A 17,607-nucleotide genomic window follows, 5' to 3' on the forward strand; every position below is an offset into this window, starting at 1 on the left:
TAGTGTGTGTCTCATAAGTATTCTTTGCTAATAGGATATTTTCGAATATAATTGAATATAACTAGATAAAAATACAGATATGTTTGACATTTCAAAAATTGTAATAACACCTGAAATGTTAAAATTAGTTGCTGAAATTGATGAATTTAAAGGAGCATGGCAATTGTTTGGTAATTTAGCTCCAGAACGTTTACAAATGCTCAAGAAAATTGCAACAATTGAAAGTATTGGTTCTTCTACTCGTATTGAAGGGGCAAGATTATCAGACCGTGAAGTTGAGCAATTACTATCCAAACTTGATACACGCTCATTTCGTTCTCTAGATGAACGAGAAATAGCCGGATATGCGTATGTGTGTGAAGAAGTATTTCAAAACTTTAACAAGATGCCATTTACAGAAAACACTATAAAACAGTTTCACATCTGGCTTTTACAATTTTCATATAAAGATCAAAGGCACATGGGAGAATATAAAAAATTCCCCAATCATGTTGAAGCGTTTGATGAATCTGGAAAAAGCTTGGGCATAGTTTTTGAAACAGCCTCTCCATTTGAGACAGCAACACAAATGCAAGAACTTATTTATTGGACTAGCCAGCAATTAGAGGTGAAATCGTTACACCCTCTATTAATTATTGGCATTTTTATAGTTACTTTTTTAGCTATTCATCCCTTCCAGGATGGAAATGGCAGATTATCACGCATTCTCACAACTTTCTTGTTACTAAAGTTAGGGTATATCTATGTACCTTACAGTTCCCTTGAAAGTATAATTGAAAGTAATAAGGAGAGTTACTACTTAGCTTTGCGTCGTACTCAACAATCCTTGAAGACGAGCAGCTATGATTTTAATCCATGGCTTATATTCTTTTTAAGGTCACTACAAAAGCAAAAATTTCATCTTGAACAAAAGGTGTCACATGAAAAAGTGTTAAATCTCTATTTACCACCACTTTCTGCTAAAGTATTAGCACTACTCAGCAAACATGGACGTCTTACAATTAAGGATTTGGAAAATATTACTAAAGCAAACTGCAATACCTTAAAGAAGCACGTATCTAATCTCGTAAAGAGTAATCACATCACTCAGCATGGAAAAGGCAAAGCAACCTGGTATGTAATATAGAGCTCAATAGGATATGTATTCATTTTGAATTGTTAAATTATTCAGCTATAGAATATAGATCACAGCTGTACAAACATTGTAGTTTGAGCCCACTAGATCCCAGTGCCCTATTCTTGTCATCCCAGTGCCCAGACACTGGGATCTCATTTTACTTTATAATGATGTCATGAAAGTAGCTGACACTGGGATCCAGAAAACTTAATTTCAACCAAATAATAAAGGCTAGATCCCAGTGTCACGCACTGGGATGACAAAAAAAGGAGCACTGGAATGACAGTAGTCCTACGTCATACCGCGATTCATTCGCGGTATCTTTTAGCATAGATCCCGCTAACAAGTAGCGGGATGACGGTTGTCAGGGTGTCATCCCAGTGCCCAGACACTGGGATCCAGAAAAGTTTGCTTGTAAGCAAGCAAACTAGCATAGAAAAACGTTTTCGATTAGATTGCAGAAAGGCTAGATTCCAGACTGGAATGACATCGTTCACTATGTACCATATTGCAATAGTTGTGGTCAAGGCACTGGGATCTGAAATTGCAGTGTTCGTACAGCTATAGAATATAGATCAGAAGTGACAGAGCTTAAAAAAAGGCCTAACATTCTTAATAAACGTAAAAAGCTTTATGAAAATCAGAGTTGGAGTAATAGGCTGCTTAGGCAGAATGGGCAAAAAAATACTCAATGAATTAATTACAAATACCAAAGTGGAAATAGCAGGTGCTGTTGCCCGTTCAGGTAGTAAGTACATAGATTCAGATATTGGACCAATTATAGCCAATCTAGGAATTAAAGTTACAAGTTCTATTAGTGGCATATTTGAGTCATCTGACGTTGTAATAGATTTTACAACTAAAGAATGTATGTTAGACTGTCTTAAAGCAGCTGTAAAATTTAAAACACCGCTGGTTAGTGGCACAACTGGAATAGAAGGTGTCGATTTGAAAGAATATGCTGCTGAAGTTCCAATATTATGGTCAGCAAATATGAGTGTTGGGGTTAATGTGTTGCTGAAATTGGTAAAAAAAGCTGCTGAGCTTTTAGGTAATGAATATGACGTTGAGATTTGGGAAATGCATCATAACTTAAAAAAGGATTCACCATCTGGAACAGCTATAGAACTTGGCAAAACAATTGCTAACGCTTCAAAAGTGGATTTTCAGTCCAATCAATATTTACATAGTGGTTCAAACATAAGGAAAAAGGGGGGAATAGGTTTTGCAGTATCTCGTGGAGGTGGAGTAATAGGAGATCACAGCGTGATGTTTGTTAATTCTGATGAACGGATAGAACTAAACCACAAAGCAATTGATCGCACAACATTTGCTAGAGGAGCTGTTCAAGCAGCAGTATGGCTATACGAAAATAAAAGAGAAATTCCGGGGCTCTATTCAATGCAGGATGTGATATGAGCAATACACGTGCCTCTGTTAAAGATTTAAATCTCTGGTACGGCTCTAAGCAAGTTTTATTCGATATAAATTTGAATATTTATAAAAGAAAAGTTACTACTTTTATCGGACCATCCGGGTGCGGTAAATCAACATTTTTGCGTTGTTTTAATCGTATGAATGACTATGTACCAGGTTGCAAAACTGTTGGTGAATTAGATATCGATGGGCTGGGTGATATATATTCACGCGATATGGATGTTGTACTACTTAGAGCAAAAGTTGGTATGGTATTTCAAAAGCCAAATCCTTTTCCAAAATCAATATATGATAATGTTGCTTGTGGGCCAAAATTGCATGGTATGGCGAAGGATAAGCAAAAATTGAATGAGATGGTGGAAAATAGTTTAACCAAGGTTGGTTTATGGGAAGAATTGAAGGACAGATTGCAAGATAGCGCACTCAATTTATCCGGTGGCCAACAACAGAGGCTATGCATCGCTCGCGCAATTGCAGTGAAGCCAACTATTTTATTAATGGATGAACCGTGCTCTGCTCTTGATCCAATGGCAACCAATGCAATCGAAAATCTTATACAAGAGCTAAAATTAAGATTTACTATAATTATGGTGACTCATTCAATGAAGCAAGCTAAAAAGTTATCTGATAGTGTAATTTTCTTTCATAATGGCAGAATTGTTGAGTCTGGAAGCACTCAAGAAATATTCGAAAATGCTCAATCTCTCTTAACAAAGGAGTATATCCTGGATCATTAAATTTCTGACCTTACCCAGAAAAAGTGGAGAGAAAGAAAAGAGTTTTTTTGGGTAAAATAAAATTTTGGAGGATTAGAAATGGTAAGAGAATATACAGCAGAATTCAAATTGGAAGCTGTTAAACTGGCAAATGAACAAAAAAAGGTAGGTCAACCAGTTGCAAAAGTAGCAAGAGATCTAGGAATAAGGGATAGTGTATTAGGAAAATGGATGAAGAAATATAACGAAAAAAAGTCAGCGGCAAATGCATTTCCAGGTAGAGGTAACATGGCTCCTTACGACAAAGAGAGGTTTGATTTACAAAGCAAGAGTAACAAGGGAAAGAGACATTTAAAAAAAAGCCCTGGCCAGTCAAAAAGAGTAAAATATTTTTTTATATAGTAACTGCTATAAAGTACAGGAATTATGTAGGATTTTCTGCTAGTGGCTACTATAAGTGGACCACAAGAAAAATAAGCAGTAGAGAATCAGCAAATAAAGAGCTACTCGCAGCTATTCAAAAAATATATCAAGTTTCTAAATGTAGATATGGAGCTCCTAAAATTCATGCTGAATTGAAGGCTTTGGGTAAAAGTTGCAATTTGAAAACGGTGCAAAGTATTATGCAGAAAAATGACATCAGGGCTATACTGAGAAGAAAGTTTAAAATTAAAAAACAACAAACAGATAATAGAGCTGTAGCTCCCAATATACTAGATCAAAACTTTATTGTTGATCAACCAAATAAAGTATGGGATTACTTACATCAAAACCAAGGAGGGATGGCTATATTTGGCAGCAATAATTCTCACGTATGGTAGTTAATGAGTAGTGCAATAAATAAACAATTGGTTATGAACTCTTTATTAATGGCCATTAATAGGCGTAAACCTGTTAAAAATCTACTGCTGCACAGTGACCAAGGTTCACAATATACTGCGCAAGGGTATCAATATCTCTTAGCTGTAAAGAATATAGATGAGTAATAAAGGCTGTTGTTACGACAATTCTGTTGCAGAAAGCTTCTTTAGCTCATTGAAAAGAGAAATACTTATTGATACTTCACAACACTCTGCTCAACAAACTAGAACTGCAATATTTGAATACATAGAAATTTTTTATAACAAACAACGTCACTATTAACTATTGCATTCCAGAACAATTTGATGCATCATTCTTTTTGTAAAAAACATTCCACACTTTCTCTCCACTTTTTCTGGGTAAGGTCACTTTTCCACTGATCATATTTAATCGCCATAACTTTACTCCTACTTTAACAATATTTTAATTATCATATATTATGGCAAGAAAGTCAACCCTACCTAATTTTGCTTAGTAAGCACACTAACTATGAAACAATCTATATTACCATCAAAAACAGAATTTATATTGCCCACTTCATGTCCGGTTCTTAAATCCTTCACCATTTGATATGGATGCATAACGTACGATCTGATCTGATTGCCCCAGCCTATATCGCATTTTTTACCATATTCTTCAGCCATTTTCTGTTCTTTTTTTTCCAGTTCAATTTGGTATAAACGTCCTTTAAGTAATTTTAACGCCTCATCTTTATTTCTGTGTTGAGAACGACCATTTTGGCATTGAACTACAACACCAGTTGGAATATGCGTAATGCGTACCGCACTTTCAGTCTTGTTCACATGCTGACCGCCTGCTCCGGAAGCACGATAGGTGTCGATCTTTAGATCCTTTTCATCCACAGCAATATCAATTGAATCTTCTATCACTGGAGTTACTCCTACACTTGCAAAACTGGTATGACGTTTACCATTTGCATCAAATGGCGATATTCTAACCAGCCTGTGAATTCCACTTTCACTTTTTGCCCACCCATAAGCTTTTTCTCCAACGATTTTTATCATTGCAGACTTTATACCAACTGACTCTCCTTCTAATTTTTCTACAACTTCAACTTTAAAGTTGTGATAAATTTCTGCCCACCTTATATACATGCGCATCAGCATTTCAGCCCAATCATTGCTCTCGGTTCCGCCAGCTCCTGAGTGGATTTCTAAAAAGCAGTTATTATTATCTGCTTCACCAGTAAATAAGGACTCTGTTTCTTTATACTTGATTAATTTCTCTAGCTTAGCTAATTCATTTTCAACTTCAGAGAAAAATTCTTCATCATTTTCATCAATAGCAGACTTCATTAAGCTGATGGCATCGTTGTAATCGCTTTCCAGCTTTAAAAACGACTCTACGTCATTCTTAATTTTAGAACGTTCTTTTAAAACTTCTTGTGCTTTTTGGTTATCTTGCCATAGGTCATCATTCGACGCTTGGGAGTCAAGCTCTTCAAGACGCAACTTTAATTTTTCTATGTCAAAGACACCTCCTGATAAGAGAAATACTTTTATTTAAGCTTTGAAGGTGTTCAAGAATTTCTGGATAAGTTTTCATTATACTTTAGATTTTAATATATTTACTATCAATAACAATAACAGTAAACAAAATAGAAATTTAACCATATGATAGTTAATTTAAATAATTTCATTATACTTTAATGTTTAAGGAAATCAAGCGCGTATATTTATTAAAAAACAAGGTAAAGTAATGAATATTGAAATAAGTTCCCATTATGGCTTATACAAAAAGGCTATTGATGACTTAATAGAGTCACTTGATAACGAGGAGCTAGAGAATGTTCGTAATATTGTAAAAACGATAGACAGTGTTCAGTTAGCTTATTTTTTATCTACTTCGATCAGTGATCACAGGGAGAAATTAGTTAATATCCTCGATCAACATTTGTTAAGTGATGCCCTAGTGCATGTAGTGCCAGATTTACAAATAGAGATCATAGAAACATTGGGAATAGAAAATACAGCAAAGTTACTAATGCTCCTTGATGTAGAAGATATAGTAACCATAGTGAAAGATTTAGATAGAAAGTCTGTAGAAAATATACTTTACTATTTGCCCAGCAAAACTCAGAAATCGGTAGAGGAGTTGCTATCATATCCAGAAGAAAGTGCAGGAAGGTTAATACATAAAGATATGGTTATAGCTCCATATTATTGGACAATAAATCAACTGACAGAATTTGTGTGCAACTATAAAAAAATACCAGAAAAATTTCACCAGATATTCATTATCAACTCAAAATTAGAGCCTATAGGCAGTGTTAATTTAAATAAGGTAATATCTCACTCAGGAGACACAATAATAAAAGAGATAATGGATCATGACATAAAAATCATTAAAACTGGAATAGACCAAGAGGAAGTAGCAAGAATATTTAAAGATTACTCTCTATTATCGGCTCCGGTAGTAAATAAGAATGGTAAAATTATTGGTGTGATCTTAATTGAAGATGTGATAAAAGTTGTTCAACAAGAAACAGAAGAGGATGTACTCAAAATAAGCGGTGTATCTTCTAAAGCCGATATAAATGCCCCTATACATAAAACTATAATTAAAAGGCTACCTTGGTTACTGTTTAACCTCTTAGCTGCAACAATGTGTTCCATAGTAGTTGGCTTTTTCGATGATGTAATAAAAAGTTTTATAGTGCTGCCAATAATCATGCCGATAATTGCATCAATGAGCGGAAATGCAGGATCCCAAACAGTAACGCTAACCATCCGGGCAATCGCAACAAAATATCTAACTGAGCAAAATGCAAAAAGAATACTGATGAAAGAATTTTTAATAGGTCTTATAAACGGGGTGATCTTATCTACTATTTCATTAGTAGTGTTAGCAATAAGGTTTCACAACTTCAAAGTGGAGATGATTTTTGTGGTCTCCATGATTATGATGTCAATTATTGCAACGTTCATCGGAACTTTCATTCCTATAATGCTTCATCGCTTAAAGTCTGACCCTGCCGTTTCTTCTTCAATCCTAACATCGGCAACAACTGATATTCTCTCAGCTTTTATATTTCTTGGTTTAGCTACGATCTTTTTATTAAATAGCTAATACTATCTATAGCTATACCGCCGCGAACCGTCATGCCGCGATTCATTCGCGGTATCTCTTAGCATAGATCCCGCTAACAAGTAGCGGGATGACGAGAAAGGGGCTACTTGGATGACATTCTTCTTGGTGTGCCCAAATCACAATGTTCGTACATCTGTGGATTTATTCGCGGTATAGATATCGCTAACGAGTAGCGGAATGACGGTTTTTCAAATTGTCGTAAGTCAGTTTAGCTATAATATCAAGTTTCACCAACTATTTCTCTCTATTAAATAAGAATAAATTACCTATACAAAAATAGATTGGCAATATTTCAAGTCTGCCAAGCAGCATTAAAAACGATAGAAATAATTTTACTTCATTACTGAAAGAAGAATAGTTACCTGAAGGACCTATTAAGTTGCTGAACCCTGGACCAGAGTTTGTAAGCGTTGCAGAGACTGAACTGACGCTAGTTATAAAGTCTGCATTGCTTAAGTAAGACATCACTATTGATGAAATGGTAAACGTTAACATGAAAATTGCAAAAAATATAAAGACAGAGTGAATTTCATCATTCTCCAGGGTTTTTCCATTGAATTTTACTCCATTGTCTGCATCAGGGTTTAATAAAAGGTAAAAGTAATTTCTTATAGACCTTAAAAGAACAATCAAGCGGAAGATTTTGACACCACCACTTGAAGAACCACTACATCCACCAACAAAGGTGAGAAAAAAAGCTAAGACTGAAATGAAACTCCAATCTATATGATTACAGATTGCATAACCAGTTGACGTAATCAAGGAAGTGATGGTAAATGTGCTGCATCTAAATGATAATGACACTCCTAAATCAACATTTTTATACAACCAAAAACAAGCAAATAAAGATGAGATAGTAGCTATCTTAACAAAGTAAGAGACCTGTTCATCATAGCAAATGTCTAACCGTCTTATAATTTTTAAATAGCTAAGAAAAGGCAGAGAACCCAAAATCATAAAAATGATCGTTATGACTTCTAACATAGGGTTATTATAGTGCCCTATAGAATCATTATAGTTAGCAAATCCACCAGTTGATACAGAGGACATTCCGTGGCATATTGCATCAAACAGTGGCATACCAGCTAGATAATAGGAAAATATACATAACAAAATTAAGCCATAATATATTGCCGTAACATGAATCACTACGCTTCGCGTATTCGGCAACTTCCTTTTGGTAGCATCTGAATACTCAGAATAAAGTAAATTATTTAGGCTGAGAACCTTAAACATAGGAAAAACTGCAATTCCTAAAGTGATTACACCAAAACCCCCCATGCCATGTAGCATTGCTCTCCATAGCAGTATTCCTGGAGATTGTTTTTCAATATCATTAATATAGTTGCTCCTGTGGTTGTGATGCCAGATATCGTTTCAAACAATGCATCAACATAGCTCAGATTATCAAAATAGAAAGGAATAGCTGCAAACAGAGACAAGGCAATCCAGGTGCAACTAGTAATCGCAAAAATTGCTGGCATTCCATGCAATCTACTTAATTTACCGAGTAAAATAAAAATTGCGCCAGATGTGCAGGTAATTATGAATCCAGCGAGGAAATTTTTCCATTTGTAGCTGAGACATTTATTAGTAATAGCAGGAATAAGCATTGCTAAGCTAAACAGCAATAGGAATATTCCCACAATAAATACAATTGAACGCAAATTTTGTAAACGTTGATGATTTTTCATAGAATTACTTCCTCGCTATACAAAGCCATAAAAGCTACTCTAACGTCAAGCATTTTGTTGGCCTTTATTAACAGTTATTAACAATATACTTGATTTACTTGTAAATATGTGTGATAATTAAATTTTTATTAGAGGTAAGATATGGTTGAATTAACTGATATACAAAAAAAATTCGAGCTTCATTAATTATAGCAATTAGCAATAACTACCCTCAAAAGGTCCAGGGCATATTCGACAATAATGAATGTGATAATATACAAGCAGTTTTGAACCACGAGGGGATTGGGGCTGGTTACAAAGATAATTTTTTAGATTTTGCTATTATTGGTCTTGACGCTGGAGTTAAAGTTCAAGGAGAAATTGGAGAAAACGTAGAGATCATTAAACAAATTTGGAAAGTTGCTAATCAGAAAACTCGTGATTTTGTGTGTTGTCGTGCAATAGAGAGTTTTCGAGGATTTGGCCTTTATAACATACCTGCTCTTAAAACAGTTATTCAAGAAATAGAAGAGCACAAGAGGGTAATGGATCTTGATATGGCACTAAGGCGTGCAATAAGAAGTCTTAATGTTGATCAAGTTAAAACAGCACTAGAGAATTGCGGTGAAGATGTAGAAAGTGTTTTGACGCGAAATGTATATTGGAGTGATGCTACTGATATTGATTGCTTGTTAATTTATCCTCTGATGGTTGACTATGAAAGAAACCTTGGCAAAGAAGAATTTGAAAAGATAAAAGAGATCACTAAACTTCTTTGGGATAAAGCTTCCCCTGATGTTCGTAACTTCTGGCTTGAAGACCACATGGTTAATAGAGAAGGTCAAAATACAGAAGATAACTATATAATAGGTTCTCTTGAAAAGCAACAAAAAGAGTATGCTAATATAGCTGGTGAGGGATGGCTTGAAGACTTTATTCAAGAAGTTAAGGGTTATAAAAAGGACAGAGAAATAAAGCTTAATGAATACAAAGGGAAGATCGCTCTAGGCGTTGTTGGACTATGCGTAGTTGGTGCTATTGCAGCCTATGTGCTGGCATATCCTGTAGTTGCATTAGTTTTAGAAGTTTCAGCAGTTTCAGCATTGGCTGTACTAGCTTATATTGGAGGAGTTTGTGAGAAATCAGAAAGTCCAAATACGAAAAGTTTGAACCCGGTTGTTTCTGGGTGTTGCAACAACGCAGAACTGCCTAATCAGTAATCCATTGTCATCCCAGCGCGCCGCGCTGGGTCTGACTACGCTAGAACAAAGAATATAAAAGAAACGTTGCCGTCACGTTATATCATAAACCTTTGCTGAAGCTTTCTTTATATCTTCACTTGAAAGTGGAATTAGACCAAGCCTAGATAGGTACCCATCTTCAATGCCGATCGAATCTATAATTTCTTTTACGAATTCTCTTAATCCATCAACAGTATCCAAGTGTTTCCTCTTTATGTAAAGGTATAGAGGTCTTGCTAATATATATTTTCCCGATGATATATTTTCGTAAGTTGGCTCAATTCCTGCAATTGTGCTCCCTTGTATTTTATCTTGATTCCTCATTAAAAAGCTGAAACTAAATATCCCTAAGGCGTTCTTGTTACTTTTCAATTTTTGTATTATTATATTTTCATTAATTCCAACTTCTATATACCTTCCGTCATCCCTTATATTACCACATGCTTTCTTTCTTTCTTCCTGATCTTTATAATTCTCTTTGAAAATTCTCGAGTTCATGCATGAATATTGATCAAGCATAATAGAATTAACCAAAGTTTCGTATGTACCTGTATTTTGATGTGGACCATAAATTTCAATTTCTGTTTTTGGTAAGGCTTGATTGACATTAGACCAAAACTTCTTATTATTTTTTACTAATTTATCATTTTCTTGAGAATATGCAGATAAAGTTTCAAATAAGTCCTTCTTTGTGAAATCAAATCTATGGCTTTGATTTGAATTTGCAATGACAACTCCATCATAGCCAATGATGATTTCTATCACTTCATTAATTTTATTCCTTTTACATAGTTCTCTTTCTACTTCCTTCATAGGGCGAGATGAAGTGGTGATGTCTGGAGTGTCTTCCCCTATTCCTGAGCAAAACATTTTGAATCCTGATCCACTTCCTATCGATTCCACAACTGGAGTCTTAAAGGAGAATACACGGTTGAACTCTTCGGCTATAAACGAGATAAAAGGAAAAACAGTTGAAGATCCAACAATTCTGATGTATTTCCTGGCATCAGCATTTGATAGCGGCGTGAATAATACGAATACAAAAATCAGGAGAAAGTTTCTAAGCATTATTTTTAGTTAAGAACATAAATCTAATTATTGTAATAAAAAATCAAACTGAAAAGCTTTAATTGCATGACAAAAGCTACAGTTTACATTTAAATTTTATTTTATATTATTGTAAGTATTACACAACTTTAAGGGGCAATTATGGCAGTTATGCCAGATAAATGGATAAGAGAAAAAGCTGAAAATTTTGGAATGATAGAACCTTTTGTGAACCACAAAAGCAGCAAAGGTGTTATATCTTTCGGACTATCATCTTATGGTTACGATGCAAGAGTGGATAATAAATTTAAAATTTTTACTAACGTTAATTCAGCCATCGTGGACCCTAAAAATTTTTCTGAGAATAGTTTCATAGATAAGGAGACAGACGTATGTATAATTCCACCAAATAGCTTTGTGCTTGCAAGTACAGTGGAATATTTTCGTATACCAAGGAATGTACTGGTCATTTGTGTTGGTAAATCAACTTACGCAAGATGTGGAATTATAGTAAACGTTACTCCCTTAGAACCTGGATGGGAAGGTCATGTCACACTCGAATTCTCAAACACCACTCCACTTCCTGCGAAAATTTACGCTAATGAAGGCGCATGCCAATTCGTATTTTTAAGCGGCGAAAGTGAATGCGAGAAATCATATGATGATATGAAAGGAAAATATATGAATCAGCATGGTATTACTTTGCCGCTGGTGAAATAATTACTGCTTTCGTTGTGAGCTACCAAACTGCTCTATAGACAATATTCCACTATCACCAGACAGCAAAGTTCGCGCTGATTCACTTTGCTTAAGATGTTTAATTGCTTGCTTTTTGTCAGTTCCAGTGCGCATACTGCAGCCAAGTTGGAAATCTATTCCATTTTCAACAATGTTACATGAAAACCCCATAGCAGTAGCGAAACCTTCTTGTTTATTAGTAGCATTTCCGGTAACAACACCACAAGCAGTGAAGTTACGATCATTTCCAACTGTTCGCATCATCATTCCACCATCTCGTATACCATCATTATTTATATCCTTTGCTATAACAGTCTGGTCTACAAATCGCGTATTACCCACTTCTCGAGATATTACTTCTACAGTCGGTTGATTATGTAGTTGACCATTACTTACTAATGCTTGATTATATGCTGAATGGTGTTATTCTGAATTACTTTGACTATTACTCCTTAGTTCATTTTGCTCGTGCTCTTTATTATTTTGATGTTGGTCAGTTCCTGATATTCTAGCTTCTTTTTCAACACGCTCATTGTATTCTTTATCATTACTTATCTCAACTTTATTTACTGGTTGACCTTGACTGTTTTCTATGTCTTTTTGACTAAACATGTCTTTATTAATGTAATAAAAAATAAGACCAGGTATCAGTGAAATTATTAGATTTAATACAATGCACGGAATTAAAACCACGGTAGCAGCTATATAGATTAGAGAGCTAACTATAAACTTTATTACTTTAGATAATTTAGAATCATCTTTTTGAACATTAACAGCATTCAAAAAAAGCATAGTTAAGCTAAGAGATAATGCTGTTATAGCAGTAGGCACGATGATTGGAACAAGTAAAAAAGCATTGATTAATTTTTTTCCAGAACTAGTTGGTTTAGTGCTATTATTCAGTGATGTAAGATAGTTTTGACCAACATTAGTAATCCATTTTGTACCAGACAAGACTCTTTTACTATTTTCTTCCGACATTTCAAATTTCATTGGCACCCCCAGATTATAATGCTAAATTGTACTAAAAATTAATATAAAATCAACATAAATTTTTCACTTCCGCACTTTTTCATTGTTGCTTACAATAACTATAGCTACACGATTTACTTGTGTGCTTTTCTTAATTAAAAACTTCAACTATCCATTGTAAGCTACTGAATTTCTTATCATAGTATCTGTCATCCCAGTACCACTTTCTTGTCATCCAAGTAGCGTGACACTTGGATCTTCTCTCAACAATTTCAAAAAAATCTATCAAAAGGAGGATTACCATGTCTACAATAATTTTATCATCAATTTTTGGTCAGGCAGGCAGCATTTTTGGTCCAATTGGCCGGATTATCGGCTCAGAACTCGGTGCTCTTCTTGGTGCACAGCTAGATGGGGCAATGTTCGGCCTTGATGCCGAGCAAAAAGTAACGCATGGTGCGAGACTAAAAAATCTGCAAGTTCAAACCTCAACCTACGGCAGAACGATTCCAATTATCTATGGCACTGCTCGTGTTGCAGGGAACATTATTTGGTCACAGCCAATAAAAGAAGAGGCGATAACCACCAAAAGCAAAATTGGAAGAGGTATGAACGTTACATATAATTACTACGCAACGCTTGCAATTGCGATCTGCAAGGGGAAAGTAGAAAAATTAAACAGAATCTGGGCAGATACAACATCACTTAGCTTTGATGAAATAGATTATACTTTTTACAGCGGCAGAGAAGACCAAAATCCTGATCCATTTATGTCATCAATTGAAGGAGAGGGGAATGTGCCGGCTTATAGGGGAATATCTTACATAGTCATCAAGAATTTTCCTTTAGCAGACTATAACAATCGCGTCCCGATATTTACATTTGAAGTGCGAACTACATTAAAGCCCGTTGGGTTTTCAATAGCGGAAAATATTCGGAATATCAATATCATACCAGGTTCAGGTGAGTTTGTATATGATACAAAAATACAGAAGAAAATCGCGCAAGAGAAAATAAGCAGCAACCAATATATCCCATATGGGCTGGCGCAAAGGGTAAATCACAACAACCACACTAAAAAGAGCGATGCAATGCTTTCTTTGGATCAATTAAAAGAAGATTTGCCAAATGTTGAGTTGGTGTCGGTGGTAGTCAATTGGTTTGTGAATGATCTGAACATTAAAGATTGTAAAATATATCCTGCAGTTGAATTTCAAGATGATTCCGCAATATTACCTGATGATTGGCAAGTAGGGGGTGTAACCAGAGATAATGCTCAGCTAATTTCAAAAGATGCGAGTGGAAACCCAAGGTATGGTGGCACAGTTAGTGATGCAGCGTTGATAAGATATATAGAAGAGCTACACAGCAGAGGCTACAAGGTGATGCTCTATCCAATGCCCTTACTTGACACAAAGAACAAAGAGTGGCGAGGAAAATTGAGCGGGACCCCTGGGGATATAAGTGATTTTTTTGAGAATCAATATAACAAATTTATAGAGCATTATGCAAGCATTGCCAAACAAACTAAAGTGGAAGGGTTTATCATCGGATCTGAATTTGCGCAACTTACCAAAATCAGGGATGAACAAGGGAATTACCCTGCCGTTATAGAGCTAGTTAAGCTTGCAAAGCGAATAAAACTTCAGCTTGGAAAAGAAGTAACGGTAACTTACGCTGCTGATTGGAGTGAATACCATTCATATGATGGTTGGTATAATATGGATGAGCTTTGGTCTTCAGAGTACATCGACGTTATTGGCATAGATGCTTATTTTCCACTGACTGATGGTCCAGAGCCTCCTTTTGGTTATTCCGTGGAAGATGTAATGGGTGGTTGGAGCAGTGGAGTGGGGTATGATTATTTCTATGATTACTCAAAGAGTGAACCTGAAAAAGTAAAGTATAACGACAGCAGGTATGCGTGGAAAAATATAGAGAAATGGTGGAGTGAAACTCACATAAACCCCAGTGGTAGTAAAACGAAATGGCAACCAAAAATGAAAAAAATATGGTTTACTGAGTATGGATTTCCCAGTATGAACGGCTGCACTAATGAGCCAAATGTGTTTGTTGATAAAGGCAGCATAGAGAGCAAATATCCACGATATTCAAACGGAGAGGTGAGCTTTCTTTCGCAAAAAATTGCAATTGAAGGAACGCTAAAGAAGTGGCAAAGCTCGGAAATGGTAGAAAAAATGTTTCTCTGGGCATGGGATGCAAGGCCATTTCCTTATTTCCCCAATTTGTGTGATATGTGGACTGACTGCCATAATTGGCAGACAGGACATTGGATTCAGGGAAAGCTTTCACAGCTTAATATTTCCAATGTTTTATCGGATCTATTACAAAAAGCAGGTTTAAAAAGCGATCAGTTCGATACGAGTGATGTTAAAGGATTATTGTCTGGATATGTAATAAATGACCAGCAATCGGTACGTTCAATTATTAAAATGCTGCAAAGTTGCTATTTTTTTGATGTGGTTGAACAGGACTCTAAACTGAAATTTGTCCAAAAGGGCAGGGGAGTTACGACTGAAATACCAATTGGTGAAACGGTTTTCAGTAACAATTCAAAACTTGCTAATATCAGTCAATTAGATTTAAACAATAAAGTTAACGTCGTTTATTTTAATCGCAATTTTGGCTATCCAATTGATGTTAAATATGCTGAGTTGCCAAAGCAAGGCGCTGCTATAACAGTTGAAATACCGCTCATTATGGAGGAGGGAGAGGCGCAAAATATCGCTGAGGTTTTACTTTATTCTTCGTGGCAAGAGAGAAATATATACAATTTCAAGCTACCGATAAAATATGCGTGGCTTGTGCCAAGTGATGTAATAACGATTTTAGACAGTGAGAAAAAACATACGGTGAGAATTATAAAAACGAAATTTGAAAGCATGTCCATTCAAGTAATTGGCGTTGGTTATGATCACTCTATATATAAGCTTTCTTTTCCTTCAACAAGGTCACTTATGCTGAAGGAATACCCTCCTTCTCATATCAGCAAAATCATCGTAGAAATGATAGATTTACCGGATATTAAAGGTAATAGTGCAAGCTTTACTTTAATTAGTGAGGAAAAGAATTGGAAAGGAGCAACACTCTTTATTTCGTACAACGATAAGGATTATAAGCCTATCGCAAACACAAACAAGCAGTCTACTTACGGATATGTAATGGAATCTACCGACGAGGGGCTTATAGTAGTGTTACGTTTTGGTGTATTGAGTTCTTCATATAACCATTATTTAAGTGATGGTGTCATTCCAGCGCTTGACCATATTTCTCCTGGATCCCAGTGTCTGGGCACTGGGATGACAGAAGAGGGTTTTACAAGCACTAATGTTAGTACTATAAATGTAAGCAATTTAGCACTGGTTGGAAAAGAGATAGTAAAATTTCAGAGTGCCGAACTTATAGATAAAAATAAATATAAGCTTAGCAACCTAATTAGAGGGCAAGAGGGCACCAAAGAGTATCAGCACACCGCAGGTGAAAAATTTACTCTGCTTGATGATTCAGTAATATCTTTCGAAGTGCAAAGGGGAAAAAAGTTTTACCTAAAAGCAGTGACTTACGGTGACTCGCTGGAAAATACGGAAGTGAAAGTGATAAATTCATTTAGTAATTGAAATTTAATAAAGTAAGTGCTAGAATTAATATACAGGTATTAATGGTAGAGATATAACATGTCAAAGGAGATGGTCAATGCGTTGAAAGCTGAAGTGAAGAAGCTCAAATATGCTGATTTCAAAGCTAACACTTGGGACGAAGTAATTTCTGGTGAGGGAACATATAAGGATCTTAATAGAACACACGGCCTTGCTATTAACGGACAAAAAATAACTAACGAATTTATTAACAATCTGTATTCAAAACATAAAAATCTAATTCTACGGGATGAAAACGGAAAAGGGAATTATCGTCCATTTCTCAGACAAATTTTTACAGAAATGTTTAAACACGTTGGTGCAACAATTCCCAATAACTCTATTATTGAGGAGTTAATAAATAACTATTATCAGGGCGGATATACTCATTTTCTTCCTAATGATATGAGTCAAGCTCTTGGATCTTTTCATTTGTCAACGCAAAGCAACTGTATGACAAGAGAGTATATTATGGATTGTCGTGAACCCAATTGTATAAAGCTTAGTTTTAGCATGAAATATACAAAAATGCTTAACTATGATGATTGTACATATATCGAAACACCAGGTTTTTGCAGTTCAGCGGAGTTTAAACTGAAATGTGAAGATAAAAATGTAACATATGAAGATGGTAAAGTACTTCTTACCATTCCTAAAGAGCTAAAAAACTACAAAGTAAGTGGTAAGAATTTGTTTGATGTTATTGTTGAATATTTTCAGAAGCTTTGCGAAAAATTGGGCTTTAAATTTGAGACAAAAGTGGAACATAGCCTTGGTGAACCACTAAAGGTAGTAAGTGAGGCAAATGCATCTTCTGTTGAAGACTTAAAGCTTAAAGTGAATAATCAAAGGTAAGATATTGAAATTCGTGCTTTTCATGATTTTAGCTTAAGATTTCAGTGTCAAAGCACATAACTGTACGAACATTGTGATTTGAATCCACTAGGAGGGTGTCATCTAAGTAGCCTCCTTCTCCTGTCATCCCAGTGCCATGACTACTTGGATCCAGAAACTTAATTGCAAGTAAGTAAACTGCTT

Annotated in this window: 15 protein-coding genes and 1 pseudogene; 10 read left to right on the top strand and 6 right to left on the bottom strand. The window is 35.4% G+C overall.

What is annotated here, in order from left to right; all coding sequences use genetic code 11:
* The first annotated feature begins 79 nt into the window (after nt 1-79).
* The 5 genes and pseudogenes from L0Z58_RS01815 to L0Z58_RS07025 all read left to right on the top strand — a co-directional run bounded on the left by L0Z58_RS01815 (nt 80) and on the right by L0Z58_RS07025 (nt 4,456).
* Nucleotides 80-1,126: a Fic family protein gene (locus tag L0Z58_RS01815; protein WP_010082541.1), complete on the top strand. Its 1,047-nt coding sequence runs from the start codon at nt 80-82 to the stop codon at nt 1,124-1,126.
* 345 nt (nt 1,127-1,471) lie between these two features.
* Nucleotides 1,472-1,684, top strand: coding sequence for a hypothetical protein (locus tag L0Z58_RS01820; RefSeq protein WP_010962540.1), 213 nt, complete (start codon nt 1,472-1,474; stop codon nt 1,682-1,684).
* A 66-nt stretch (nt 1,685-1,750) separates the two neighbouring features.
* Complete coding sequence (dapB, locus tag L0Z58_RS01825; RefSeq protein WP_010962542.1) at nt 1,751-2,536, top strand: 4-hydroxy-tetrahydrodipicolinate reductase; 786 nt, start codon at nt 1,751-1,753, stop codon at nt 2,534-2,536.
* On the top strand, nt 2,533-3,291 hold the full coding sequence (pstB, locus tag L0Z58_RS01830; protein ID WP_010962543.1) for a phosphate ABC transporter ATP-binding protein PstB: 759 nt from the start codon (nt 2,533-2,535) through the stop codon (nt 3,289-3,291). Before dapB ends, pstB begins: the two co-directional genes overlap by 4 nt.
* 78 nt (nt 3,292-3,369) lie before the next feature.
* Nucleotides 3,370-4,456: pseudogene (locus tag L0Z58_RS07025) on the top strand (IS3 family transposase).
* 136 nt (nt 4,457-4,592) lie between these two features.
* Here the strand turns inward: L0Z58_RS07025 and prfB are convergent.
* A protein-coding gene (gene prfB / locus L0Z58_RS01855; protein WP_179943604.1) for a peptide chain release factor 2 occupies nt 4,593-5,697 on the bottom strand; the annotation gives its coding sequence in 2 pieces (ribosomal slippage) (nt 4,593-5,621 and nt 5,623-5,697; 1,104 coding nt in all).
* Between the two features lie 153 nt (nt 5,698-5,850).
* Here prfB and mgtE point away from each other — a divergent pair.
* Nucleotides 5,851-7,221 carry a magnesium transporter gene (gene mgtE, locus L0Z58_RS01860; RefSeq protein WP_010962545.1) on the top strand — a complete coding sequence of 457 codons (1,371 nt, stop codon included), beginning with the start codon at nt 5,851-5,853 and terminating at the stop codon, nt 7,219-7,221.
* A gap of 255 nt (nt 7,222-7,476) precedes the next feature.
* Here the strand turns inward: mgtE and L0Z58_RS01865 are convergent, their stop codons facing one another.
* Together L0Z58_RS01865 and L0Z58_RS01870 are read right to left on the bottom strand one after the other, a co-directional pair.
* Nucleotides 7,477-8,535 carry a TrkH family potassium uptake protein gene (locus L0Z58_RS01865; protein WP_233406923.1) on the bottom strand — a complete coding sequence of 353 codons (1,059 nt, stop codon included), beginning with the start codon at nt 8,533-8,535 and terminating at the stop codon, nt 7,477-7,479.
* A complete protein-coding gene (locus L0Z58_RS01870) occupies nt 8,505-8,936 on the bottom strand; it encodes a hypothetical protein (RefSeq protein WP_227738622.1) in 432 nt (143 codons plus the stop codon). Before L0Z58_RS01870 ends, L0Z58_RS01865 begins: the two co-directional genes overlap by 31 nt.
* A 266-nt stretch (nt 8,937-9,202) precedes the next feature.
* On the opposite strand from L0Z58_RS01870, the gene L0Z58_RS01875 reads away from it, so the two are divergent.
* The gene (locus L0Z58_RS01875) at nt 9,203-10,135 is read left to right on the top strand and encodes a hypothetical protein (protein ID WP_010082544.1); all 933 of its coding nucleotides are present in this window, start codon (nt 9,203-9,205) and stop codon (nt 10,133-10,135) included.
* A 72-nt stretch (nt 10,136-10,207) separates the two neighbouring features.
* Here L0Z58_RS01875 and L0Z58_RS01880 read toward each other — a convergent pair whose 3' ends face one another.
* Nucleotides 10,208-11,224, bottom strand: a complete 1,017-nt coding sequence (locus tag L0Z58_RS01880; RefSeq protein ID WP_010962546.1) for a substrate-binding domain-containing protein — start codon at nt 11,222-11,224, stop codon at nt 10,208-10,210.
* 141 nt (nt 11,225-11,365) lie between these two features.
* On the opposite strand from L0Z58_RS01880, the gene dcd reads away from it, so the two are divergent.
* Nucleotides 11,366-11,923 (top strand): dCTP deaminase, encoded by a 558-nt coding sequence (gene dcd, locus L0Z58_RS01885; RefSeq protein WP_006280485.1) that lies wholly within the window; start codon nt 11,366-11,368, stop codon nt 11,921-11,923.
* Here dcd and L0Z58_RS01890 read toward each other — a convergent pair whose 3' ends face one another.
* Together L0Z58_RS01890 and L0Z58_RS01895 are read right to left on the bottom strand one after the other, a co-directional pair.
* Nucleotides 11,924-12,283 (bottom strand): hypothetical protein, encoded by a 360-nt coding sequence (locus tag L0Z58_RS01890; RefSeq protein ID WP_010962547.1) that lies wholly within the window; start codon nt 12,281-12,283, stop codon nt 11,924-11,926. It abuts the gene before it with no gap.
* An 81-nt stretch (nt 12,284-12,364) separates the two neighbouring features.
* The gene (locus L0Z58_RS01895; RefSeq protein WP_010962548.1) at nt 12,365-12,934 is read right to left on the bottom strand and encodes a hypothetical protein; all 570 of its coding nucleotides are present in this window, start codon (nt 12,932-12,934) and stop codon (nt 12,365-12,367) included.
* A gap of 281 nt (nt 12,935-13,215) precedes the next feature.
* Here L0Z58_RS01895 and L0Z58_RS01900 point away from each other — a divergent pair, with 281 nt between their 5' ends.
* Nucleotides 13,216-16,551, top strand: a complete 3,336-nt coding sequence (locus tag L0Z58_RS01900) for a glycoside hydrolase/phage tail family protein (RefSeq protein WP_010962549.1) — start codon at nt 13,216-13,218, stop codon at nt 16,549-16,551.
* Nucleotides 16,552-16,608: 57 nt separating this feature from the next.
* On the top strand, nt 16,609-17,424 hold the full coding sequence (locus tag L0Z58_RS01905; RefSeq protein WP_022626257.1) for a hypothetical protein: 816 nt from the start codon (nt 16,609-16,611) through the stop codon (nt 17,422-17,424).
* Nucleotides 17,425-17,607 lie beyond the last annotated feature (183 nt).

It is taken from the genome of Wolbachia endosymbiont of Aedes aegypti, assembly GCF_021496215.1.
Lineage (GTDB): Bacteria > Pseudomonadota > Alphaproteobacteria > Rickettsiales > Anaplasmataceae > Wolbachia > Wolbachia pipientis.